Source organism: Paraburkholderia sp. BR10141 (assembly GCF_056155635.1).
In genome coordinates this window covers 174348-196888 of the sequence record NZ_JBMIQH010000015.1, presented here as the reverse complement: position 1 = coordinate 196888, position 22541 = coordinate 174348, and the positions used below count along the sequence as shown (strand labels likewise).

General features: G+C 63.4%; 20 protein-coding genes and 5 pseudogenes. 20 read left to right on the top strand and 5 right to left on the bottom strand.

Features of this window, described 5'->3' with window-relative positions; translation table 11 throughout:
* Window positions 1-185: pseudogene (locus ACOJB8_RS21775) on the top strand (TAXI family TRAP transporter solute-binding subunit); the annotation flags it as partial.
* A gap of 233 nt (window positions 186-418) precedes the next feature.
* Window positions 419-2545, top strand: coding sequence for a D-(-)-3-hydroxybutyrate oligomer hydrolase (locus tag ACOJB8_RS21770; protein WP_475014139.1), 2127 nt, complete (start codon window positions 419-421; stop codon window positions 2543-2545).
* A gap of 30 nt (window positions 2546-2575) precedes the next feature.
* On the opposite strand, the gene ACOJB8_RS21765 is transcribed toward ACOJB8_RS21770, so the two are convergent.
* Entirely contained in the window at window positions 2576-3454 is an 879-nt protein-coding gene (locus ACOJB8_RS21765) for a LysR family transcriptional regulator (RefSeq protein ID WP_069262431.1), read from the bottom strand.
* A 159-nt stretch (window positions 3455-3613) separates the two neighbouring features.
* Between ACOJB8_RS21765 and ACOJB8_RS21760 the strand changes: the two genes are divergently transcribed.
* Window positions 3614-5113: an MFS transporter gene (locus ACOJB8_RS21760; RefSeq protein ID WP_475014137.1), complete on the top strand. Its 1500-nt coding sequence runs from the start codon at window positions 3614-3616 to the stop codon at window positions 5111-5113.
* Window positions 5114-5274: 161 nt separating this feature from the next.
* Here the strand turns inward: ACOJB8_RS21760 and ACOJB8_RS21755 are convergent, their stop codons facing one another.
* Window positions 5275-5487, bottom strand: a complete 213-nt coding sequence (locus tag ACOJB8_RS21755; RefSeq protein WP_069262228.1) for a hypothetical protein — start codon at window positions 5485-5487, stop codon at window positions 5275-5277.
* A 367-nt stretch (window positions 5488-5854) separates the two neighbouring features.
* On the opposite strand from ACOJB8_RS21755, the gene ACOJB8_RS21750 reads away from it, so the two are divergent.
* Window positions 5855-6010 (top strand): hypothetical protein, encoded by a 156-nt coding sequence (locus ACOJB8_RS21750; protein ID WP_368617441.1) that lies wholly within the window; start codon window positions 5855-5857, stop codon window positions 6008-6010.
* Here the strand turns inward: ACOJB8_RS21750 and ACOJB8_RS21745 are convergent.
* Window positions 5996-7189 (bottom strand): NRAMP family divalent metal transporter, encoded by a 1194-nt coding sequence (locus ACOJB8_RS21745; RefSeq protein WP_475014143.1) that lies wholly within the window; start codon window positions 7187-7189, stop codon window positions 5996-5998. The genes ACOJB8_RS21750 and ACOJB8_RS21745 overlap by 15 nt on opposite strands.
* A 204-nt stretch (window positions 7190-7393) precedes the next feature.
* On the opposite strand from ACOJB8_RS21745, the gene ACOJB8_RS21740 reads away from it, so the two are divergent.
* The 5 genes and pseudogenes from ACOJB8_RS21740 (at window position 7394) to ACOJB8_RS21720 (ending at window position 12916) form a co-directional block, all read left to right on the top strand.
* Window positions 7394-9292 (top strand): potassium transporter Kup, encoded by a 1899-nt coding sequence (locus ACOJB8_RS21740; protein ID WP_069262230.1) that lies wholly within the window; start codon window positions 7394-7396, stop codon window positions 9290-9292.
* 36 nt (window positions 9293-9328) lie between these two features.
* Window positions 9329-9436: pseudogene (locus tag ACOJB8_RS21735) on the top strand (sugar O-acetyltransferase); the annotation flags it as partial.
* Between the two features lie 170 nt (window positions 9437-9606).
* Window positions 9607-10416 (top strand): class I SAM-dependent methyltransferase, encoded by an 810-nt coding sequence (locus tag ACOJB8_RS21730; protein WP_475014135.1) that lies wholly within the window; start codon window positions 9607-9609, stop codon window positions 10414-10416.
* Window positions 10417-10465: 49 nt separating this feature from the next.
* On the top strand, window positions 10466-11839 hold the full coding sequence (locus ACOJB8_RS21725) for an LLM class flavin-dependent oxidoreductase (RefSeq protein WP_342948242.1): 1374 nt from the start codon (window positions 10466-10468) through the stop codon (window positions 11837-11839).
* Window positions 11840-11977: 138 nt separating this feature from the next.
* Complete coding sequence (locus tag ACOJB8_RS21720; RefSeq protein ID WP_475014133.1) at window positions 11978-12916, top strand: DMT family transporter; 939 nt, start codon at window positions 11978-11980, stop codon at window positions 12914-12916.
* Window positions 12917-13077: 161 nt separating this feature from the next.
* Here the strand turns inward: ACOJB8_RS21720 and ACOJB8_RS21715 are convergent.
* Window positions 13078-13773 (bottom strand): annotated as a pseudogene (locus ACOJB8_RS21715) (alpha/beta hydrolase family protein); the annotation flags it as partial.
* 95 nt (window positions 13774-13868) lie between these two features.
* Here ACOJB8_RS21715 and ACOJB8_RS21710 point away from each other — a divergent pair.
* The 3 genes from ACOJB8_RS21710 to ACOJB8_RS21700 all read left to right on the top strand — a co-directional run bounded on the left by ACOJB8_RS21710 (window position 13869) and on the right by ACOJB8_RS21700 (window position 16268).
* On the top strand, window positions 13869-14789 hold the full coding sequence (locus ACOJB8_RS21710; protein ID WP_475014131.1) for a LysR substrate-binding domain-containing protein: 921 nt from the start codon (window positions 13869-13871) through the stop codon (window positions 14787-14789).
* A 112-nt stretch (window positions 14790-14901) separates the two neighbouring features.
* On the top strand, window positions 14902-16131 hold the full coding sequence (locus ACOJB8_RS21705) for an MFS transporter (RefSeq protein ID WP_475014129.1): 1230 nt from the start codon (window positions 14902-14904) through the stop codon (window positions 16129-16131).
* Window positions 16128-16268 (top strand): hypothetical protein, encoded by a 141-nt coding sequence (locus tag ACOJB8_RS21700; RefSeq protein ID WP_368727965.1) that lies wholly within the window; start codon window positions 16128-16130, stop codon window positions 16266-16268. The genes ACOJB8_RS21705 and ACOJB8_RS21700 overlap by 4 nt, the downstream gene beginning before the upstream one ends.
* A 19-nt stretch (window positions 16269-16287) precedes the next feature.
* On the opposite strand, the gene ACOJB8_RS21695 is transcribed toward ACOJB8_RS21700, so the two are convergent.
* Window positions 16288-16818, bottom strand: coding sequence for an isochorismatase family protein (locus ACOJB8_RS21695; protein WP_475014127.1), 531 nt, complete (start codon window positions 16816-16818; stop codon window positions 16288-16290).
* Between the two features lie 121 nt (window positions 16819-16939).
* Between ACOJB8_RS21695 and ACOJB8_RS21690 the strand changes: the two genes are divergently transcribed.
* The 8 genes and pseudogenes from ACOJB8_RS21690 to ACOJB8_RS21655 all read left to right on the top strand — a co-directional run bounded on the left by ACOJB8_RS21690 (window position 16940) and on the right by ACOJB8_RS21655 (window position 22538).
* Window positions 16940-17206: a hypothetical protein gene (locus ACOJB8_RS21690; RefSeq protein WP_475014125.1), complete on the top strand. Its 267-nt coding sequence runs from the start codon at window positions 16940-16942 to the stop codon at window positions 17204-17206.
* A 439-nt stretch (window positions 17207-17645) separates the two neighbouring features.
* A complete protein-coding gene (locus ACOJB8_RS21685; protein WP_176732829.1) occupies window positions 17646-17819 on the top strand; it encodes a hypothetical protein in 174 nt (57 codons plus the stop codon).
* A gap of 90 nt (window positions 17820-17909) precedes the next feature.
* A pseudogene (locus ACOJB8_RS21680) lies at window positions 17910-17999 on the top strand (AraC family transcriptional regulator); the annotation flags it as partial.
* Window positions 18000-18115: 116 nt separating this feature from the next.
* Window positions 18116-19042 carry a pyridoxal-phosphate dependent enzyme gene (locus ACOJB8_RS21675; RefSeq protein WP_406951015.1) on the top strand — a complete coding sequence of 309 codons (927 nt, stop codon included), beginning with the start codon at window positions 18116-18118 and terminating at the stop codon, window positions 19040-19042.
* A 4-nt stretch (window positions 19043-19046) separates the two neighbouring features.
* Window positions 19047-19346, top strand: coding sequence for a pentapeptide repeat-containing protein (locus tag ACOJB8_RS21670; protein ID WP_368617432.1), 300 nt, complete (start codon window positions 19047-19049; stop codon window positions 19344-19346).
* Window positions 19328-20971, top strand: a pseudogene (locus ACOJB8_RS21665) (phospholipase C); the annotation flags it as partial. The gene ACOJB8_RS21670 and the pseudogene ACOJB8_RS21665, both read left to right, overlap by 19 nt.
* 518 nt (window positions 20972-21489) lie before the next feature.
* On the top strand, window positions 21490-21987 hold the full coding sequence (locus tag ACOJB8_RS21660; RefSeq protein ID WP_141710577.1) for a hypothetical protein: 498 nt from the start codon (window positions 21490-21492) through the stop codon (window positions 21985-21987).
* Between the two features lie 149 nt (window positions 21988-22136).
* Window positions 22137-22538, top strand: coding sequence for a DUF1488 family protein (locus tag ACOJB8_RS21655; protein ID WP_083245068.1), 402 nt, complete (start codon window positions 22137-22139; stop codon window positions 22536-22538).
* Window positions 22539-22541: the final 3 nt, after the last annotated feature.

The window sequence follows — 22541 nt, the reverse complement described above, 5'->3', positions numbered from 1 at the left end:
CGGGCCTCGGCAAAGGCTGGCAATACTATCCGCCCGTTGAGCGACGCCTGAAGGCGTGTTTCGCGCATCGCGCCGCGATGCAGGCCGCCACGGGTTCGACCGCGGCGCAAGGCGCTCCCGCCGCACAAAAAGTCGACGGGCGGCCATGCCCGGATCAGGAGCGCCTGCTCCTGCTCTGCAAATAATCCCCCGACGAATCCGCCAGCCGAACGCGGCCCCCGACGCGCGTGAACAGCAAACAAGTGGACCCTTCAAACGCCAGCACGGCGTGGAAGGCGATCCCCTTGTGCCACATGCATTCTCTCCTGGTATCTGCTTTCAGGATGTCCTAATGTCCATGAGTGCCGTAATGCCGGCACGTCGAAACGGTCTTCCCGATGCAGTGCGTCCTAGCCTAACAACAAACAAGGAGACACCCATGAGAGATACCCCGTTCACAGTCCGGCGTAAAACGGCGCACCTGCGTGCCGCGATCGCCATCGCAGGTGCGGCGCTCGTTCCCGGCGCACACGCTGCCGAGAACGACGCCCATCACCCGGAATTCAACCGGCTGCCGTCGTTCGTGGTGGCGAGCAGTCTGCAAACCACGAGCTACGATGGCGTCAGCGACGATCTGTTGACCGCCGGTCTCGGCAAAACCGGCCTCGCCGGGGCGCAGCCTGCCATCGCCAACCCCTCGGCGCCGACGGCAGCGGAACTGCGCCGGCTCGCGATCTGGTCGAACTATCGGGCGCTCGTCGATATGAGCGCGAACGGCGGTTATGGCCGCTTCTGGGGGCCCAATGTCGATGTGTACGGCAACGACACACTGGGCGAAGGCAAAATCGCCGGCACCGAATATCTCGCGTTTGCCGACGACGGCAGCGGCCGCCGGAACGTCAGCCTGCTCGTGCAGGTGCCGACCAGCTTCGATCCGGCGAACCCGTGCATCGTGACCGCCACGTCGTCGGGCTCGCGCGGCGTGTACGGCGCGATCTCCGCGGCCGGCGAGTGGGGACTCAAGCGAGGCTGCGCGGTCGCCTATACCGACAAGGGCACGGGCAACGGCGCAGAAGAACTGATGAGCGGCCTCGTGACGTTGATCGATGGCGTCACGGCCAACGCAGCAACGGCGGGACGCACGAGTATTTTCACCGCGGACGTGCCGGCGGGCGCGCTCGCCGCCTACAACCAGAAGTTTCCGAACCGTTATGCGTTCAAGCACGCGCATTCGCAGTTGAACCCCGAAGCGGACTGGGGCCGCGACACACTCGAGGCGGTCCAGTTCGCGTACTGGGTGCTCAACCAGCAGTTTGCGCCGCGCGTCGACGCATCGAATCGCGGCGTGCGCTATGCGCCCGGCGACATTACGACGATCGCGGCTTCCGTGAGCAACGGCGGCGGCGCATCGCTCGCGGCAGCCGAAGAGGACACGGGCAAGTGGATCACGGCGGTCGTGGTCGGCGAACCGCAGATCAATGTGCGCATGCCCGGTGACGCGCAAGTCAGGGAAGGTGGGCAGCGCATTGCCGCGGCCGGCAAACCGCTGGCCGACTACATGACGCTCGCGAACCTGCTGCAACCCTGCGCCGCGCTCGCGGACGCCGCCGCCGGCGCGCCCTATCTCACCGCGCTGCCCGTGGCGACCACGACAGCCATTCGCCAGGCGCGCTGCACCTCGCTCGCGGCGGCAGGCTACGTCCACGGCGGCGATACGCAGGCGCAGGCGAACGACGCGCTCCAACGCCTGCATGAAGCGGGCTATGAAGCGGACTCCGATCTGCTGCAGGCGCCGATGTGGGATTCACAGGCCGTGCCGGCTGTTGCGGTGACCTACGCCGATGCCTACACGCGCTCGAGCGTGCTCGACAACCTGTGCGGATTCAGCTTCGGCACGACGAACGCATCGACGGGCGCCGCGGGCGTTGCGCCCGCCGTCTCGCCAATGCTGACCATCTTTGGCGTGGGCAATGGCGTGCCGCCGACCAATGGCGTCAATCTCGTCTACAACGTCACGCCGCCTGGCGGCGCCGACCATCGGCTGGCCACGCCCGACGCCAGCTTCGCGGGCGCGGCATGTCTGCGCGCGTTGTGGACGAACGGTGATCCGCGCATGCGCCAGAGCGTCCAGGCGATCAGCGTACATGCGAACCTGCATGGCAAGCCCGCAATCATCGTACAAGGCCGCAGCGACGCGCTCGTGCCGATCAATCATGCGTCGCGCGCGTATCTCGCGGCAAACAGCGAACGGGAAGGTTCGCACAGCCACCTGTCGCTGTACGAGGTGGCGAACGGGCAGCACTTCGATGCATTCCTCGCCGTGCCGGGCTTCGATACGCACTTCGTGCCGGTGCACTACTACAACATCGCGGCGCTCAATCTGATGTGGAATCACCTGAAGAATGGCACGCCGCTGCCGCCTTCCCAGGTCATCCGCACGATCCCGCGCGGCGGCAACCCGGGCGCCGCGCCGCCGTTGGGTCTCGCGAACCTGCCGGCCATCGTGGAGAATCCGGGCAGCAACGCGATTCGCGCGAACGACGGCGTCGTGAACGTGCCGCATTGAGTCGCGAAGCACGCCGGCGCGGCGCGCGCATCACACCAGCAGTTGCCGCGCCAGCACTTCTCTCGCTTGTGTCACGGTGTCCCCTTCGCCGGGATGCGGCGGCAGGAGCGAGAACACGGCGTCGGGCAAGGCCGGCAGCCGGTGCTTCGGGCCGAGCCGCGTGAGACCCTCCCCGATTGCCGATGCGCACAGGCATCCCACGCCCAGACCGGCTGCCAGCATGGACTGCAGCCCGGCCACGCCCGACGCGCTGTGAACGAGCACGTACGGGATGTCGTTTTCTTCGAGCGAGCGCACCGCGACCTGGTGCATCATGCAGTCGCCCGGCAGCAGCACGAGCGGCAAGGCTTGCGGCAACTGCTCGGCGAGCGTCGGCGACGCGACCCAATAGAGCGGTTCGCGCAGCAACTCCCAGCGCGCATCCGCGTCGGTGGCGGCGGGTCGGAACGGGCCGCGCGACAGATGCATGACCACGCCGAGATCGATTTGCCGCTTCGCATACGCGAGCTCGATATCGGCGCTCTTCATAGCGCTCACGTGCAAGCTCAGCTGCGGATAGCAGTCGCGCAGCCGCACGAGCAGACCGGCCACCTCGTTCGTGCGGAAGTACTCGGTGATCGCGACGCGCAACTCGCCCTTGATGGCCTGGCCGCGCACGTCGTCGAAAGCGGCTTCATTGAGCGCCACGAGACGCCGCGCATGGTCGAGCAATCGTGTGCCCGCGGGCGTGAGCTCCACACCGCGCTTGCTACGCACGAAAAGCGGCATGCCCGCGCGCGCTTCGAGCTTGCGCACCTGCTCGCTGATCGTGGATTGCGAAAGGTGCAGCAACGGCGAGGCCGCCGAAAGGCTGCCCACGTTCGCCACAGCCGCGAACGTCTTCAACTGGTCGAATTCGAAGCCACGCATGACATTCAACATCCATCGAATAACTCGATGGATAGTACCACCTATTCCCGCTTTTCCGCTAGATCGAGGTGGATCAGAATGTCGACAGGACGCTCACGCTGCGCGCGTGCTGAATAGCGCAGCCTGACGAAATCCGGCCCTTTATCGCTGAGCACATTCATGTCTGACAATACGTACGCCGCCTGTGCCGTGGCGCCTCGCGCCGCCGCAGCCGATACCAGCCACGGCCATCACGGCTGGGCGCTGGTCGTTTTGCTGGTGGGCGCGATTCTGCCGCCGCTCGACTATTTCATCGTGAACCTCGCGCTGCCCGCCATCCGCGACGGACTCGGCGCGAACGCGTCCGAACTCCAGCTGGTCGTCTCGGCCTACGCGTGCGCGAATGCCGTCATGCTGATCACGGGCGGGCGCCTCGGCGACCTGTACGGCCGCAAGCGCATCTTCATGGTGGGCATGGCGGGCTTCGTCGTCGCCTCCACATTCTGCGGCCTGGCCACCAGCGGCACGGCACTCGTCGCCGGACGCATCCTGCAAGGCCTGTTCGCCGCGACCCTCGCGCCGCAAGTGCTCGCCACGATCCGCAGCGTTTTCACGCCGCACGAACAGGTGCGCGTGATGGGGCTTTACGCGTTCGTTTTCGGCGTGGCCGCGGTGATCGGCCAGCTTGGCGGCGGCGCGCTCATCAGCCTGCATCCGTTCGGTCTGGGATGGCGCGCGATCTTTCTCGTCAACCTGCCTATCGGCGTGTTCGCGCTCATCGGCAGCTGGCGCTTCATCCCGGAAAGCCGGCCGCCGCGCGGCAAGCGCATCGATGTCCCGGGCACCCTGCTGCTGTCGCTGTTTCTGCTGATGCTCGTCTATCCGCTCACGCGCGGACGCGAGTCGGGCTGGCCGCTGTGGATGCTCGCCTGCCTCGCCGGCTCGCTGCCCATGCTCGGTCTGCTGCTGCGCGTCGAGTGGCGCAGCCTCGCCAACGGCAAGGATCCCCTGCTCGATGTGCGCCTCTTCCGCAATCCGGTCATCGCGCTCGGTCTCGTGCTGGCGTTCCTCTTCTATACGATGAGCGCGTTCTTCCTGACCTACGGTATTTATCTGCAAGGCGGCCTGCATTGGACGCCGCTCGCTTCGGGACTCGCGATCCTGCCGTTCGGCATCGGCTTTCTTTCCAGCCCGCTGCTGATGCCGCGCCTCGTGCACCGGTTCGGCGGCTATCGCGTGCTGACGTTGGGCTTCGTGATGCTCGCGGGCGGACTCGCGATTGCGGCTGCGCTCGCGGGGGCGGTACAGCCCGGCGCCGGTTTCTATCTCGGACTCGCGGCGATCGGCACCGGCCAGGGGCTCGTTTTGCCCTCCGTCGTGCGCATCGTGCTGGCCGAAGTGGAGCCCGAGCGCGCGGGCATCGCCTCGGGCATGGTCACGGCAACGCTGCAGATCGGCGCCGCAGTCGGCGCGGCCACACTAGGCGGCCTGTTCTTTTCGACGCTCGGCGCGGCGCCCGGTATGATCGACTACGCACATGCGTTCAAGACGACGATGTTCGCACTCGTCGCGATCCTGCTGCCCTGCGCGCTGCTCTCCACCGCGCTGGGACCGTTGCATCGGCGCACGCATGCAAACGGTCCCGGCACACAAACCGGCACACAAAGCAATACGCAGTGATTTGCTCCGGAGTCCTCGCTATCAGAAGTCGATCTGCGCGGAGCACGGTGCGGAGCTCGCAGGTCGTGAGGCAGGTGCCCTGCTGGAGCCAGTAGCAGGCGATGCAGTGAAACGCTTTCGCTTATATTGGATGTCTGATTATATTTTCTTCCTTGCAGCGGCTATTCACCCACGGGAGGAAATACATTCCAGTAACCGTCGTCGTGCTGAAAGAAGAACAGCGCGTGAAAACCCGTTGTCTGGCGCGTCTCCACGCACACATAGCGTGCCCTGCCGGAAGGGGTATGGCCAAACGCGGTGACATGCACCGGCGAAGTCGGTGCGAGCCATTTTTCGACCTGATAACGCAGTGACTGCGTCTTCGTGCGTCTCATCTGGTCCTCCCAGAGATCGGTTGGTTTTGCAGCCTTTTCGCCGGAAACCGCGAAAACGCCCTGCGCAAACCGAACGCTCTTGATGCAAGGCGCAATTCTTACCGCGTCGCATCAAGTGTTTGAGAAAGCACTTTAACTATAGCCAGAAAAGCCTTTCGCAACATCGATTTCAGCAAGATAGCAACAAAACAACAGAAACCCGGAAACAAGCGTCCGGCAGCATGGGACGACCCCGGCTGATGCGCCGCACCAGGCTGTGAAACGAATGAAAACGTATGCGATTGTGAGGCGCGCGGTCCCGGCGTATCCTGACTTCTGGCAGTTGGCCACCGGGACCTTTTGACTGGCCATTCAAACGATGAGAAACGTGTACGTTGCGATTTACATCTTGTTGTTGATAGCCGTTATCGTCGGCGTGGATGTGGTTTTCCTGAAAAATCTCTTCTGGCTACGGCTGGCCGTGAACATCGGCATCGTCGTGGTATTCGCCGCCGTCTACTACGCATTATTAAAGAATCTGTAAGTCAGGGATCGCGCGTAAAGGACGCAAACCCTGCACCGCGCCCCACACACCCGCGGCACACACGACCGCACCCACGAAAACCACAAGCCACAAATAAAGCCCGCGAGGCCGATACCGTTGAGGGAGCGCGGTGAGGCTCAGGGCGACGAGCAACCCCAACACGAGCGGCAACATCAACGTGTTGACCACTTGCGCGGCAACGTTCAGGGAAACGAGGTCGGGTGCGAGCCAGACAGCCCAGGCACTGCCTGCAACGGCTAGCGCATACGCGCCGTAGAACCAGGGCGCGCGGCCGGGACGGTCATCGAGCGAGGCCCGGTACCCGAATACATCGCCGAGCCCCCATGCCAGCGCGAGTGAACTCACGATGGCGGCCACCAGCGCCGCACCGAGCACGCCTGCGCCAAAGAGCAGGCGCCCCGCAAACGGGCCCGTTACCGCAACGAGCGCATTGCTGATTTCGCCGATACTGCCGAGGGAGCGCGGCTCGCCATGCGCCGACAACGTAGCCGCCGCAGCGACGAGCACCGCTGCCGTCAGCAATTGCGTGAGGACGGCGCCAACCGCCGTCTCGACTCTGGCCGACGTGAAGTCCTTCGCCGTGAGGCTGTCCGCGACCGCCGCCTGCTGATAGAACACCATCCACGGATTGAACGTCGCGCCAATGAGCGCCGCCGCCAGGTAGCCGGCTTCGCGGCCGCCCGCTGCCAGATGCGTCATTTGCGGGACCATGACCTGAAGTTTGTGACGCGCACTCCATGCGACGGCAAAGAACGTCAGGTCGAACGCGCCGATGGCAATCGCGATCCGGTCTACGCGCTTGTGCGAGCCCGTGACGACGATACCGGTCAACAGAATGACGGCGAGCGGCAGCGTGACGGCACGCGATACGCCATACATTTCCCCCACGCCGGCAACGCCCGTGAACTCCGTCACGAGCGACCCCAGCACGGCCACGACCAGTCCGGCCGCGGCGAGCGCGGCCCAAACCGGTCCGAAGCGCGAGCGGATGAGTTCGCCATAACCGCGCCCGGTAAAAATGCCCAGGCGCACGGTCAGCTCCTGAACCATGTAGAGCAGCGGGACCAGCGCAAGCAGCACGGGCAAGAGCCGCAGCCCCGTTTGCGCGCCGGCCTGCGCGGCCGTCACGACGTTGCCGGCGTCGCAGTCGGCCAGCATCACGAGCAGACCTGGGCCCCGGCGAGCCCCCGCAGTCCACGCGAAACGGTTTGCTTGAGCGTCGGGAGACGAGTCATGCGTTCTGAAAGGATGCGCCTGTAGTATCTGTCGGGCGATTGTAGCGTGCGAGTCGGGAGCCGCCAGGCCTGACGCTTGTGCTCCGCAGCCTGTCCCGAGGGACGTCGATTTTCATTTTCCTTACCCATGGCCTCTATATCCGCGCGTTCATCCAGTCAAACTACTGACGCCCCCGCCGCCCTGATTCTGGGCGCCATAGGGGTGGTTTTCGGCGACATCGGAACCAGCCCGCTCTACACACTTCGCGAATGCCTGAAAGCCGCCGGCGGAATTAGCCAGACCAACGTATTCGGGATCGTTTCGCTGATCCTCTGGTCGATCATCATTGTCGTGACGCTCAAATACGTGAGCTTCGTCATGCGGGCGGACAATGACCGCGAAGGCGGCATTCTGGCGCTCACGGCGCTGGCCGCTCGTGTGGCGCCCGTGCGCCTGCGCACCGTGCTGCTGACGCTCGGCGTGTTCGGCGCCGCGATGTTTTACGGCGACTCGATGATCACGCCGGCGATTTCGGTCATCTCGGCAGTCGAAGGCGTCGAACTCGTGGATCCTCATCTGGCCGCGTGGGTCGTGCCGATCTCGCTCGTGATCCTGACCGGCCTGTTCAAGCTTCAAAAACACGGCACGGCCACGGTCGGAAAAGTCTTCGGGCCGGTCATGATCGTCTGGTTCCTGACGCTTGCCGTACTCGGCGTCGCTCATATCGCACACAACCCCGGCATTTTGCGCGGCGCATCGCCGTCTTACGCCCTGAGCTTCATCGCACATGCACCCGGCACGGCATTCGTCGTCCTCGGCTCTGTGTTCCTTGCGTTGACGGGCGGCGAAGCGCTTTACGCGGACATGGGACACTTCGGCAAGACGCCGATCCGGCTCGCGTGGCTGCTGCTCGTGCTGCCGAGCCTCATCCTCAACTACTTTGGCCAAGCCGCGCTCGTGCTGTCGAAGCCTTCGGCGCTCACGCAGCCATTCTTCTCCCAGGCGCCGGACTGGGCATTGCTTCCGCTGGTTCTGCTGGCAACGGCCGCGACGATCATCGCTTCGCAGGCCGTCATTTCCGGCGCGTTTTCCATGACAAAGCAGGCTGTCCAGCTCGGGTTGCTGCCCCGCATCCCCGTCGTCCACACTTCGACACACGAAGTCGGTCAGGTCTACGTGCCGTTCATCAACATCTCGCTCTATGCGGCGGTCGTATTCCTCGTCGTGTTCTTCCGGTCTTCCGATAATCTCGCGGCCGCTTATGGCATTGCCGTCGCCTCGACGATGCTGCTCACGACGCTGCTCATGTACTTCATCACCCACTGCCTGTGGAACTGGAAACCGGTCGCTACGCTGGCAGTGATCGGGCCGCTGGCGGTCGTGGATGCGATATTCGTCGCGAGCAATGCGAGCAAGGTCCTCGATGGCGGATGGTTCCCGCTGCTGGCGGGCGGCGTGCTGTTCACTATCATGACGACATGGCATCGCGGGCGGGAGATGGTCGTCGAGCGCGTGAAAAGCGACAACCTGCCGCTTCCGGCATTCATTCACTCCTTGTGCGATGGATCCCACCCGCCTCCCCGCGTGGGCGGTACGGCAGTGTTTCCAGGCGGCGTGCCCGGCATGACGCCGAGCGCGTTCCTGCACAATCTCAAGCATAACGGCGTGATGCACGAGACCAATATCTTTCTGGCCGGCACGACCGAGAACGTTCCGCACGTGCCCGAAAGCGAAAAAGTCTCGGTGAGCGATCTTGGGCACGGTTGCTATGCGGTCGCCGCGCGTCACGGCTTCATGGAAATGCCCAACGTGCCGGCACTGCTCCTGCTCGTGCAGAAACAGATACCTACGTGGCAGTACGAACCCGCGGCCACGTCGTTCTTCCTGGCCCGCGACACGATCCTCGCAACGGCACAGAGCAAAGGCATGTCGCTATGGCGCGAGAAGCTGTTCGCGTTCATGGCGCGCAACGCAGCGCAGGCGGCCGAATACTACAGCCTCCCCGCGAACCGGGTTGTCGAGATGGGTGGACAGATCAACCTCTGAGGCACAATCCGGCGTATCACTCGAGAAAAACGACGCATGGCGAACGACGACCGCACCACGATAATTGTCAGACGAACGCCGGAATCCGCGGCCATGACGGCCAACCTCAAACGGGCGATGGCGATCACGGCCAGGATCAACCGGGGATTGCCACCGACGAGCGTAACGAACTGCCCCCTCAGTTTGAAAATCCGCTGTAGCAGCGCAATCGTCGTGAACGCGCTCGCGCTACTATGAATAGCTCAATTGCTTGTTTGTGGTGAGATAACCGATCGGCAAGAATGGCCCTGCCAAACTTTGGTCAGGACCACGATATGTCGAACGCGCCCAGCCTTCAGCTCGATTCCGCCACGCTCGTCGAAGAATACGACCGGCTTGGCATTCGCCAGTTTCATCACGGTCTGCAACTGCTCGACGTGCTCGGCTTGCGTGAAGGCGAACGCGTGCTCGACGTGGGTTGCGGCACGGGCCGTCTCACCGAATCGGCGGCGCAGCGCGTGGGCGAACACGGCGAAGTGCTCGGGCTCGATCCGTTGCCGCTGCGCGTGCAGCGCGCGCTCGAACGCGCGCAGGACCGCTTCGCCGCGCGCGTCGGCCGCGCCGAAGCGCTGGAAACGGTGCCCGATGCGCACTACGACGTGGTGTATTTCAACAGCGTGATTCACTGGATCCCGGATCAGGCGCAAGCGCTGCGCGAAGCGTGGCGCGTGCTCAAGCCAGGCGGCCGGATCGGCTTCACGACCATGCCCGAAGAAGCGCCACACGACCTGCATGTCGTGCTGCGCGCGCTATTTGCGGGCGAGCCCGAATGGCAGCGCGCTGGAATCGGCGCGCCGAACAAACTCACGCGCGAGCGCTCGGCAGCGCTGCTCCAGGGCGCCGGCTTCGACGTGACGCACAACGAGATCCGCACCTTCGGCGACACTTTCGACAACGTCGACGACGTGCTCGCCTTTAGCCGGTCCAGTTCGTTCGGCAATTTCCTCGCCTCGCTCACGCCCGACGACATCGCACGCGTACGCGCTCGGCTCGCGGGCGCGCTCGAACCCCATCGCAACGCGCGTGGCTATGCGCTCACGCGGCGCATGATCATCGCCACGGCGCACAAGCCGCTCGCGCATTGAATCTGCCTTCCATTCCGTAGCGAACGCCAACCACATTCGAGGAGCACACATGAGCGCAGCACCGCGACGCGCGGGACAATTGAGCCTCGGCGCCTTCCTGATGGAGACGGGCCACCATATCGCCGCGTGGCGTCACCCCGATGCACACGCAGCCGGCGGCCTCGACTTCGCGCACTACGCCGAGCTGGCGCAAACGGCCGAGCGCGCCAAATTCGACGCCGTCTTTTTCGCCGATAGCGTGAGCGTGCGCGACACCCATGTGCCTTCGCTCTCGCGCACCGCGCGCGCCGATCATTTCGAGCCGATCACGCTGCTCTCCGCACTATCGGTGGTCACGAAGCACATCGGGCTCATCGCCACGGTGTCGACCTCGTTCAACGAGCCGTATAACGTAGCCCGCAAATTCGCTTCGCTCGATTATCTGAGCGGCGGCCGCTCGGGCTGGAATCTCGTGACGTCGAGCACCGAAACCGAAGCGCACAACTTCAGCCTCGACAAGCATCTCGATCACGCCTTGCGCTACGAGCGCGCGAAAGAGTTCTACGACGTGGTTTCCGGGCTTTGGGACAGCTGGGAAGACGACGCCTTCATTCGCGACAAGGCAAGCGGCCTCTACTTCGACCCGCAGAAGCTGCACACGCTGGACTATCGCGGCAAGCACTTCAAGGTGCGCGGCCCGCTCAACGTCGCGCGTTCGCCGCAAGGCTGGCCCGTCGTGGTGCAGGCGGGCGCCTCGGAAGCCGGCAGGGAACTCGCGGCGCAAACCGCCGAAGTGATTTTCGTCGCGCATCAAACGCTCGATGAAGCCAGGCAGTTCTATCGCGACGTGAAAGGGCGGCTCGCGCGTTACGGCCGCCGCCCCGAGCATCTCAAGATCATGCCGGGCATTTTCCCCGTGATCGGCCGCACGCAGGAAGAAGCGCAGGAGAAGTTCGACGCGTTGCAGGCGCTGATCCATCCGAGCGTGGGACTGCAGCTGCTCGCGAACATGTCGGGCGGCCTCGACCTCTCGCAATATCCCGTGGATGGCCCCGTGCCCGACCTGCCGGAAACCAACGGCGGCAAGAGCCGGCAACGCTTGCTGCTCGATCTCGCGCGGCGCGACAACCTCACCATACGCGATCTCTATCTGCGCATTGCGGGCGCGCGCGGGCATCAACAGGTGATCGGCACGCCGCAAAGCATTGCGGACCAGCTTCAGCAATGGTACGAGGAGGAAGGCGCCGACGGCTTCAATATCATGTCGCCCTGGCTGCCTGGCGGCCTCGACGAGTTCGTGCAGTACGTGGTGCCCGAATTGCAGCGTCGCGGACTTTTTCGCACGGAATATACGGGGCGCACATTGCGCGAGCATCTTGGCCTGCCTCGTCCCGCGAACCGCTACGCCACGCAGCGCGAAGACGCATTGCGCGTCGCTTCCTGATTCCGTTCATCGACAATCCACATTTCATCCCAGGCCGAAATATTCGCACCGAAGATGCCCGCATACTGTCGATACGCGCTCTATCCCTGGAGCGTGGCTCGTAATCTCACCGCGTCCGCGTGAAATCGACCGCCCAGCATGCAAACATCGACCGCGAGCAAATCGGCCGGACTCGACCTGCTTTTGCTCCTCGCACTTTCCACGCTGTGGGGCGCGTCCTATACGTTCATTCGAGTCGGCGTGACGACCATCCCGCCGTTGACGCTCATCGCCGCGAGAACGTCGATTGCCGGAACGCTCCTTCTGTTCTGGATGCTGTGGCAGCGCATTCCGGTACCGCGAGACCCGGCCGTGTGGCGTCGCTTCGCCGTGCAGGCGCTGCTCAATAGCGTGATTCCCTTTACCTTGATCGCATGGGCCGAGCGTTCGGTGGAAGCCGGTCTGGCGACCATCCTCAACTCGACCTCGCCTGTCATGGCGTTCCTCGGCACGTGGCTGATTACCCGCCACGAACCGGTCAACGCGCGCAAGCTGTTCGGCGTCGCCGCGGGTCTCGCTGGCATATGCCTCGTGGTCGGCGTGAGTGCATTCGAAGGACTCGGCCAGCAACTCGTTGCACAGCTGGCGATCGTCGCCGCGACGGTTTGCTACGCCGGCGCGGCGATCTACGGCCGTTCGTTCAAGGGACTCTCGCCGGTCGCACCCGCTGCGGGGTCTCTCATCGTCGGTGCGATACTGCTGGTCCCCGTGAGCCTGGCCTTGGACCGCCCGTGGACGCTTCATCCGTCGTTGCAATCGATCGCAGCGCTGATCGCACTCGCCGTCTTTTCCACGGCGATCGCGTTCGTCATCTACTTCCGGCTCGTCCAGACGCTCGGCTCGGTCGGCACGACGGCGCAGGCCTATTTGCGCGTGCCGATCGGCGTGGCGATAGGCATTGCGTGGCTCGGTGAATCGCTTTCGACCTCGGCGTGGCTGGGGCTCGGGTGCGTCGTTGCCGGAGTCATCGCGATGACGCTGCCATCGGCCAGCCAATCCCGCGCGAGCGGCCACAGGCTGCGCTCGAATCGCGAGTGAAAAAACGTGAAATGTCCGATGCTGCGCTCGCCAATTGACGCGGGCGCGATGCGTACATGCGTCGACAGGCTCTGTGTGAAATAACACAGCGCGCGTTCGATCGCGCGAATCGTGCCGAACGGATCGTCGTGGAAGCTCACGGCGAGAATCGGCGCACGCATGTTGCCGAAACGAGCGACGATGTCCATGCGCTGCTCGGGCGTGCGTGCGAGCGCCCCGTCGCCGAGCGTGTCTTCAAAGCGGGCGCGGCCCCGGCTCCATATCCTCGCAACGCCGCGCGGCGTGTCCTCCATCCATCCGAACCACGATGCGGGGAAATAGCCCATCAGGCCGGTCAAAACCGGCATCACGACATGCCATTTCCAGAGCATGAGCGGCATGCAGCGCGGCGCGTAGTCTCGCCAATACGCGTATTGCGTGCCGACGGTGAAGACGCGTCGAATGAGATGATTCGACGGCGCGAGCCCGATCAGGAAGCCGCCAATGCTATGCCCCACGACATCGATCGGCTGCCGAGGGAACAGGCTTCTTGCGTAGCACAGCACCGCTTCGAAATCGCGCTCTCCCCATTCCAGCCAGCTCGCATCGAGCGTGGCGAGCGCGACGGGCTGCGAGCCGCCAATGCCACGGTAGTCGTAGACCAGCACGTCGAAACCCTGCTGGTGCAGCCATGCGGCAAAGCGGAAATAGTAGTGGCAGCGCACCGACGTCGCCGAATTGACGATGACCACCGGACGCGACGCGTCCGCGTTCGGCGGCGCGTGACGACGCCACACATATGCGCGAAGCGTAAAGCCATCGGCAGCAGTGATGGCGACAGCGATGGGACGTGCCTCGGCTGGATCGGCTGAATGCATGAGCGTGCTCCCTGAAGAATCCGGAGTATCGATTTCACTTGACCTTGCCCGCTGCATCAATCAATCTTTGCGCAGCTTTCGCATGAGGAAAACGCATGTCAGTGCCGCTCGTGAAACTCCCTCCTCTCGACCTCATTCGCGGTTTCGTCGCGGTGGGCCGGCGCATGAGCATCACGCTCGCCGCCGACGACCTGTGCGTGACGCAATCCGCCGTGAGCCGCCAGATCGCCGCGCTTGAAGAAGCGCTAGGCGTGCGCCTCTTCAGCCGCGGCTATCGTTCGATCGCGCTCACAGCGGAGGGCGAGCGCCTGCTGCGCGTTGCGGACGGCGCGGTGCAGCAGATGCAGGAAATCGTCGGCGCGCTGGCCGCGCCCCAAACGCGTCAGCCGGTGACGATCACCGCCAGCATCGGCATTGCGGGACTGTGGCTGCTGCCGCGCATCGGCGAGTTGCAACGCCAGCTGCCCGATATCGATCTGCGCCTTGCGACCTCAGAGAAGGTGCTCGATCTGCGCGCAGAAGGCATCGATCTCGCCCTGCGCTACGCGCCGGCCCGCATCGCGCCGGAGGCAGCCAATCGCGCGGTGCATCTGTACGACGAATACGTATTGCCGGTCGCGCATCCTTCGTTGAACGTGAAGAAGCTCGACGCGGCCACGCTCGCGCGCCACGTGCTGCTCGAATTCGAGGGCGTGCGCCGCCCGATGCTGCGCTGGGCGGATCATCTGGGCGCGCGCGGCCTTGACGGCGCTCCGCTTCGCGGCGTGCTGCGTTTTAACCAGTACGACCAGGTCATTCAGGCCGCCACCGCCGGCCGCGGTATCGCGCTCGGGCGCCTTGCCCTCGTGCAACCGCTGCTTGCCGACGGCAGGCTCGCCGCCATCGGCAATGCGCGCGCCGAGGGTCCGACTGGCTATGCCTACTGGCTGCATCAGGCCGACGAAGCGCCGCGCGACGACGTGCGCGCCGTCATCGACTGGATCGTCGATCAGGCTCGCCAAAACCAGGTCGCATGAGCGGCACGCATGCGAAGCGTGCCGAAAACTCACTTGAGCCAGCCCGCTTTCCCGCGCTCTACTAGGCACCACGCTGCGCAACAGCGAAGCGCCCAGTGCGAGGAGGCGAACGATGACCGGGATGGACGATGCATGGCGCCGCCGCTGGCTGCTCGTGATCGCAGGTGGCGTCGTGATGGGTGCGGCGCTCGGCGTGCGCAACGTGCAAGGGCTTTTTCTGTTGCCCGTCACGCTCGAGCGCGGCTGGTCGCGCGAGACGTTCGGCCTCGCGCTTGCGTTGCAAAACCTGCTGTGGGGCGTTGCACAGCCGCTCACGGGCATGATCTCCGACCGCTTCGGCTCCGCACGTGTGATCTTCGCGGGCGCCCTGCTCTACGCGCTCGGCCTCGCGATGATGGCATTGAGCGCGACGCCTGGCGTCTACACGTTTGGCGTCGGCGTGGTGCTCGGCGTGGCATTGTCCGGAACGGCTTTCGGCGCCGTCTATGGCGCGCTCTCGCGGCTCTTTGCAGCCGACCAGCGCAGCTGGGCGCTGAGCGTGGCGGGTATGTTCGGCGGCGTGGGCCAGTTCTGCATCGTGCCGCTCACTCAAGGGATGATCGGCAGGTTCGGCTGGGTCACGGCCATTCTCGTGCTCGCCGCCATGATGCTCGCCAGCGCGCCGCTCGCGGCATGGCTGCGCGATCGGCCGCTGCAGCGTAGCGGCGCGATCGATACGCACGACACCCTGCGCCGAGCGCTCGGAAAGGCGTTCGCGCATCGCGGCTTCTGGCTGCTCAATCTGGGCTTTTTGTCGTGTGGCTTCCAGCTTGCGTTCATCGGCGCGCACCTGCCGGCGTATTTGCTCGACAAGGGCATGAGCGCGCGCGAAGCGAGCCTGGCGCTCGCGCTGATTGCGCTGGCGAACACGGCAGGCACGTTTCTCTGCGGTTACGCAGGGGGGTTTCTGCGGCGCAAGTATCTGCTCTCGGCGATCTACTTCGCACGGGCGGGCGTAATGGCGCTGTTCCTCGCCTTGCCCCTATCGCCCCTCACGCTTTACGTGTTCGCGTTCGCGATGGGCTTCATGTGGCTCGGCACCGTGCCGCTGACGAGCGGGATCGTTTCGCAGATGTTCGGCGTGCGCTATATCTCGACGCTCTTCGGCTTCGTATTTCTCGGGCATCAGATCGGGAGTTTCTTCGGCGTCTGGCTGGGCGGCGTGGTGTTCGACGCGACGCATAGCTACGGCCTGCTCTGGCAGGGCTCGATTGCGCTTGGCGTCATCGCGGGATTGATGCACTTGCCGATCGACGACGAGCGGGTCGCGCAGCGCACCATGATCGCCGGCCAGCCTTCGTGAGTGAGGTCGTGGCCTGGCGCATCATGCAGGTCATGCTGGCCGTTTCGTTCGTAACGCTTATTGTCTGGACGTTCGTCGAGTATCTCGCGCCTTCGACGATACTTGCCTTGCTCACCGGCGCCGCGTTTTGCAGATGAGCGCGCCGCTGGTAGCCGCTTACTTGATCAACTGCAGTATGTCGCGAAAGCGCGGGTGCTGGCACGAGCGCAGCCATTCGAACGCGACCATCTCGACCGTCGCCACTTCAGCGCCCGCTTTGTTCAGCCGCGCAATGGCCGCCTCTTTGTCGGCGACTTTCCGCGAGCCTGTCGCGTCAGTAACGACAGTGACCGATAGACCGCGCTGCAGCAAACCCATCGCTGTCTGCAATACGCAGACATGCGCCTCGCATCCCGCGACGATGGCTCGGGTTCGCCCTTCAGGCAGCGCTTCAAACAGACCATCGGCGGTGGCGTCGAAATGGTGCTTTGCAACAGTTCTCGCGCACAGGTCCTTTATTTCCGGCGAGTTGTCGCCGAGTGCGCCCGGATTCTGTTCTGTCCCGATGACCGGAACATCGAGACCCTGAGCAATCCGCCCAAGCCGAATGGCTTGAGCGACAACGGATTCGCCGTCGTGAATCGCCGGCATCAGTCTCATTTGCAAGTCGATAAGAACTACGATCGATTCGGAAAGGCTATGCAGCATCACGCATCCTATTCGGAGATTGCAGTGCGGAAAATGGCACCTGTCAGGGATATTACTAAGTATGCGACAAATGGTCACCGTGCGACTCTATGTCCCAATGCCATTCCCTATGGAGCCAGGCATGCAAGCAGAGACGCTAAAGAAAGCAAAAGCCGCCACCTTTCTCACCCGGTCGGCGCTGTGTCTGATGCTGTTGCCAGTTGCCTGTCTTGTCTGGGCACTCCAGGCGTATCCGCCACAAGAAGCGATTTGGGTTTGCTTCTCGCTGGCAATCTATATCTGGCCTTTCGCCGGAGTCCTGTTTGTGGTCTCAGCGGGATTCCACGTCGGTAGCCACGGCCGCCGACTCGAAAAGGACGCCGGTTTCCGCGAGGCGCATGGGCACTAACTAGCCCGCGCGCCGTTCCCAAACGGTCTGCTGTCGTTGCCCGGATAGAAGCCTGCTGGAAGCAGCAGGCTTCTGAGGCGCGACTTGCCGTCCGCATCCGTCGTATATCAGAACTGCCGGTATGGTTGGTTAGCAAACCTTATCGGCGCACCATCCTGCGCAGTCAGCGCGGAGCACAACAACGCACGCAGCGACGGCGCGGGTGACGCTACGCCTTGCGTGCGTTCGGCTACCGCATGCGCGTCCTGCATGATCAAATCCGTTCGGCATCCTTATAATACGGGTCCATTTATCAGCGCCAGCTGCTCCGCGCGCCATGGCGAAGTCAGGCGCGCAATGTGCTTCGACCTTTTTCGCCCGGTGAAAGGCGGGGGACCGCTCTTTCGCCAATGGCGTTGTTTGCACTGCACCCAGGCCCGAAACCACAAGGAGAAGAACGATGACTCTGCTCATCTATCTGATCGGATGGATCATTTTCATTGGCGGCGTGGCGTGGGCATTGATGGCGCTGCATGTTGCGGTGCACATCATCGAGATCGTGGCGGTGATACTGCTCGGCGTCGCGGTGATCACGGGCGCCACGCGCGCGCGCAATCGCGACCGGTCGACGTAGCCATACACGGGCGAGTCACGTGTGTGTGCAGACTGACTGCGCCTCACACGGCAAAACCACGACCGGCAAAACTCGTGACTTTCGCCTCACGAGCGTGCCCAAGGCGTCGGGTTTTACGATCAAAGTCATTTCAACAAGGCGTTCCGTCACGCGTTTGGCGTGGCCCCGTCTGCATACTGAGCCGATGGGCCTTCGCTCGCCTCACGCGTCAATAATTTAGAAGCCAGACTCTCTCTTCCTCTTTAGGATCAGCAGAAGAACGGTGGGTCCGATCGCAATCCTGGAAGCCCATTGCAATGCATCTGCACTTTGAAACCCCGTTGGTGGAGTCGCGCGCCTTGAGCGTCCCTGGTGAACAATCCGTGTGGCTCAAGCTCGACGCCTTGCAGCCATGTGGATCGTTCAAGATCCGGGGCATCGGCCACGCTTGCGCCGTTCACCAAAGCCGTGGCGCGCAGCGTTTCGTATCGTCGTCCGGGGGAAATGCGGGTCTTGCCGTGGCTTATGCGGGCCGGCGCCTGGGCATTCCCGTGCTTGTCGTGGTGCCGGAAACGACGACGGAACGCGCCAGGGAGTTGCTCCGCCTGGAAGCTGCAGAGGTCGTGGTGCACGGCAGTTCCTGGCAAGAGGCCAACCAGTTCGCGCTGACCTTGCTGGGCGCGACGGACGCGTTTCTGCATCCCTTCGACGATCCACTGCTGTGGCACGGCCATGCCTCGATGATCGATGAAGTTGCCCAGGCCCGCTTCAAACCCGATGCCATCGTGCTTTCCGTTGGCGGCGGCGGCCTGCTTTGTGGCGTCGTGGAAGGCCTCCAGCGCAATCATTGGCACGACGTGCCGGTGTTGGCCGTCGAAACCGATGGCGCCGCTTCGCTTCATGCCGCTGTCGAGGCGGGTCATACGGTGGCATTGCCCTGTATCTCCAGCGTCGCCACTTCGCTCGGCGCCAAGCGGGTGTGCGAGCAGGCCTTGCGCTGCGTGCGCGAGCACCCTGTCCACAGTCTCGTCGTATCGGACTCCAGCGCACTCGCTGCCTGCGAGCGCTTTCTTGCGGATCACCGCATTCTGGTTGAGCCGGCCTGCGGCGCAGCGCTGTCCGTCGCCTACGAGAGGCATCCCGCGTTTGCCAAATACCGGAATATTCTGGTTGTCGTATGCGGCGGCGCGACGGCCACCATCGATCAGATACGCGCGTGGGCAAGCGAGGCAGATAGCCGATGACCTGGTGCCCGCAGCGGCGGAAACGATCGGATCTTCGCGGCGCCGTGTTCGAAGCGGCAGCCTGCGCAACGCACAGTTACGCGACAGCCGCCTTGATGGCGCGGACCTACGGTCTGTAGACCTAAGCGGCTTTCGACTCTCCAATGTGCTCCAGCATCTCGCGGCCTGCGCGTGTTGTAACCCGGCGAGGGCCAGCGCGAGCTGGCCCTCGCTTGCGATCGCCGCGGCAACGTCAGCCGGGAACTCCCATTGCGCTACGAGGAACGCAACTTACAGGAGCTCGACATGCACTGGCGTCATCTAGCGCTTGGTTTGCTCATAGCCGCGGCATTCTCATTACACATTGCATGGGGTGCAAATGACGACCAGCACATGAATCGGCCGAACGACCTTCATACTGCCACTCCAATCAAGCACCTTGTCGTGATCTATGGAGAGAATGTCTCGTTTGATCACTACTTTGCCACCTATCCGCATGCGGCAAATCCTTCAGACGAACCGGCGTTCAACGCACTGCCCGGTACGCCCGCGGTGAACGGCCTCTCTGGCCCCCTCCTCTCCAGAAATCCGAATGCCACGAATCCGGCCAATGGCGCGGGCGCAGCGAACCCGTTCCGCATCGACCGTACGCAAGCTGCGACCGCCGACCAGGATCACGCCTATGCGGCAGAACAGCAAGCCTACGACAACGGCGCCGTCGATCTGTTCCCGAAGTACACGGGCAAAGGTAAGAGCGACCTGGACGGCGGGTCCGGAAACAATGGCGAGGTGATGGGCTATTACGACGGCAACACGGTCACGGCGCTGTGGAATTACGCGCAGCGATTCGCGATGAGCGACAATGCCTGGTCGTCGACCTATGGCCCGTCGACGCCAGGCGCGCTGGAGGTGGTCTCGGGTCAAACCAACGGCGTGAGGCCCGTGCTGACGACGAAAAAGCCTTCGGTCCCGGGCTCCTACTACGTGAACGACGGACAGGGCGGCTTCACGCTGATCGACGACGTCGATCCCGCCTTCGACCAATGCTCGAGCCAGCGCGACACCGTCATGATGACGGGCCGAAACATCGGCGACCTCCTGAACGCCCGCAATATTTCGTGGGGCGGCTTCATGGGCGGCTTCAACCTCGAGACCGTGAACAGCAATGGCACGACCGCGTGCAGGCGCAGCACGCTATCGGCAGTCGTCGGTGCTGCCAAGGAGGACTACGTTCCACACCACAACTGGTTCCAGTACTACGCGTCGACGTCGAACCCGAAACATTTGCGCCCGAGTTCGATCGAGGCGATCGGGCATACCCTGGAACGAGATGGCCGGACCCCGGACCCCGCCAATCATCAGTACGATTCCGACGACTTCTTTGGCGCGGTGAGCGCCGGGAACTTTCCGTCCGTGAGTTTCCTCAAGGCCCCCGCCTTCCAGGACGGTCACGCGGGCTATTCGGATCCACTCGACGAACAGGCGTTCGTCGCGAAGGTCGTCAACTTTCTGCAGCGCCAGCCGGACTGGACCAGCACCGCCATCGTCGTGACGTGGGATGACTCGGATGGCTGGTACGACCACGCGTACGCATCGCCGACGAGCGCGTCATACGATTCGTTCGCCGATCACCTCAACGGTCAGGGAAAATGCGGTACCGGCTCCGCGCAGGACGGCGTGAACGGCAAACCCGTGAACGGCCGCTGCGGCCCGGGTGCACGCATTCCGTTTCTCGTCATTTCGCCCTGGGCGAAAGAGAATTACGTCGACCATACGTTGATCGACCAGTCGTCGGTCGTTCGCTTCATCGAAGACAACTGGCTCGACGGAGAACGTATCGGCGGCGGGTCGTTCGACAGCAAGGCCGGCAGCATCATGGGCATGTTCGACTTCGGCCGCCGCTACGAAGACATCGCGCAGCGCAAGCTGTTTCTCGACCCGCCGACGGGGCTGCCAGTCGACCGGCCCGCGAAGGTCTGGCGCCAGACAGCGCGGAGTTCGAAAGCTCTCACCATTCCAGTTTTGATTTCGATTCAATGCAAGGGTAAACGATGCAGTACGCGCCATTTCTACACTGACTTCTTGTAGATATGTCAACGCATCGCGTCGCTTCGTTCCCTCAGTTTTCAGCCTCTCGATAGTTCATATGGTTGATTTGGAATCCAAATCTGTCTCTCCTTCATTTGCTGGTTACCATGCAAGCGCCCCAGCGCGCCATCAGCGCTATGTCTGATTGTGGCTTCGGTCACAGCCCGAGATAAAAACGTGGCGCTATGTATCGAATGAATAACGCCTCGCCTTTACACGGACCCTTGCAAATTTTCTGATGCTCGGGAAGGTACAGCGATTGCAACACAAGCGAAGCGCGTTGCCGTGTACGCCGATTGCCGGATGGCCCACAGAGACCCTGACGGCGTTTGGCGTTGCGCGACGCGATGCCTGACATTTGCATGAGCGGGGGCTCTTCTATGTCGAACCGACACGAGGCCTCTCCTGCCGAGACGGGGGAGGTCCTGGTACTGGTGGGCGCCGCCTTCGCTGTGCTTGGCGGCTGGCTCGTCGCAATGGGTTCCACGCCCTACTACGTCGTCACGGGCCTCGCGCTGATCGGCTCGGGTACCCTCATGGTGCGAAGCCGCTCGGCGGGCGTCTGGAGCGTCTTCTTCACGCTCGTCGCGGCACTCGTCTGGTCTATCTCCGAAGTCGGGCGCGACGGCTGGAAGCCCATGCCGCGCCTGCTGCTGCTCGCGCTGCTCGGCATCTGGTTCTACCTCAACATCGGCCTCGGCAATTCAGCGATCGCCCGCCCCGTACGCGTTGTGGCGGGCGTCGCGGCGATCGTCTATGCGCTCACGATCGTCGGCATGTTCTCGCCCAAGGTGCCCATGTCGGTGGCGCAACACCTTCGCTACGGGCCGTTATCTCCTCCCCACAGCAGCAGCGCGTCGTCCGATCAGGGTAACTAGCATCGTCCGGGATTTTTTGCTGTGAACGAACTGAGAATTGATTTCGATTCAAACGGCGAACTCGTGATGCAGGCTTTCAGCGCTTCATCAGACGTGCGAGGAACACCAGTTGCTGAGGGCAGGTCCGGCAGTCAAAGAGGTATGCGACCGTGTTTATACAATTCCCAGATGAAGAAGCCTTCTACCACGCGAGTGGCACGATCCGGTATCGCGCCGTCGTCGACGGCACTTGGGTCATGTGCGAAATATCTCCGGAGGCCCTGGAAGACTATTTTCGTGCGCGCTCGGGCCGCGCCGGCCTGTTAGCGGCCTTCGCAACACATAGAAAGGAGATCGAATCAATCACAAGACAAATTCTTCCCCATCGGATCTACGCTGGACGCTGCCAGCTTTTCTTGCGAGACTGCTTATACAGGCCAGAAACGAACGAAGCCGACATCAGGCACAACGGCGAATTCCTGGAAGCTGCCCGACGCGACGAGATGGCAATCACGAGCGCATGCCTACCGTCAGACATGGACCCTCTAGAAGCTGGAAGTGCGTTGACGTGAGGG

What these genes read in the sequence shown, in the direction of transcription:
- ACOJB8_RS21770 (WP_475014139.1), top strand. Translation starts at nt 419, where the DNA reads ATGAGAGATACCCCGTTCACAGTCCGGCGTAAAACGGCGCACCTGCGT.
- ACOJB8_RS21765 (WP_069262431.1), bottom strand. Translation starts at nt 3,454, where the DNA reads ATGCGTGGCTTCGAATTCGACCAGTTGAAGACGTTCGCGGCTGTGGCG.
- ACOJB8_RS21760 (WP_475014137.1), top strand. Translation starts at nt 3,614, where the DNA reads ATGTCTGACAATACGTACGCCGCCTGTGCCGTGGCGCCTCGCGCCGCC.
- ACOJB8_RS21755 (WP_069262228.1), bottom strand. Translation starts at nt 5,487, where the DNA reads ATGAGACGCACGAAGACGCAGTCACTGCGTTATCAGGTCGAAAAATGG.
- ACOJB8_RS21745 (WP_475014143.1), bottom strand. Translation starts at nt 7,189, where the DNA reads ATGCTGGCCGACTGCGACGCCGGCAACGTCGTGACGGCCGCGCAGGCC.
- ACOJB8_RS21740 (WP_069262230.1), top strand. Translation starts at nt 7,394, where the DNA reads ATGGCCTCTATATCCGCGCGTTCATCCAGTCAAACTACTGACGCCCCC.
- ACOJB8_RS21730 (WP_475014135.1), top strand. Translation starts at nt 9,607, where the DNA reads ATGTCGAACGCGCCCAGCCTTCAGCTCGATTCCGCCACGCTCGTCGAA.
- ACOJB8_RS21725 (WP_342948242.1), top strand. Translation starts at nt 10,466, where the DNA reads ATGAGCGCAGCACCGCGACGCGCGGGACAATTGAGCCTCGGCGCCTTC.
- ACOJB8_RS21720 (WP_475014133.1), top strand. Translation starts at nt 11,978, where the DNA reads ATGCAAACATCGACCGCGAGCAAATCGGCCGGACTCGACCTGCTTTTG.
- ACOJB8_RS21710 (WP_475014131.1), top strand. Translation starts at nt 13,869, where the DNA reads ATGTCAGTGCCGCTCGTGAAACTCCCTCCTCTCGACCTCATTCGCGGT.
- ACOJB8_RS21705 (WP_475014129.1), top strand. Translation starts at nt 14,902, where the DNA reads ATGACCGGGATGGACGATGCATGGCGCCGCCGCTGGCTGCTCGTGATC.
- ACOJB8_RS21695 (WP_475014127.1), bottom strand. Translation starts at nt 16,818, where the DNA reads ATGCTGCATAGCCTTTCCGAATCGATCGTAGTTCTTATCGACTTGCAA.
- ACOJB8_RS21690 (WP_475014125.1), top strand. Translation starts at nt 16,940, where the DNA reads ATGCAAGCAGAGACGCTAAAGAAAGCAAAAGCCGCCACCTTTCTCACC.
- ACOJB8_RS21685 (WP_176732829.1), top strand. Translation starts at nt 17,646, where the DNA reads ATGACTCTGCTCATCTATCTGATCGGATGGATCATTTTCATTGGCGGC.
- ACOJB8_RS21675 (WP_406951015.1), top strand. Translation starts at nt 18,116, where the DNA reads ATGCATCTGCACTTTGAAACCCCGTTGGTGGAGTCGCGCGCCTTGAGC.
- ACOJB8_RS21660 (WP_141710577.1), top strand. Translation starts at nt 21,490, where the DNA reads ATGTCGAACCGACACGAGGCCTCTCCTGCCGAGACGGGGGAGGTCCTG.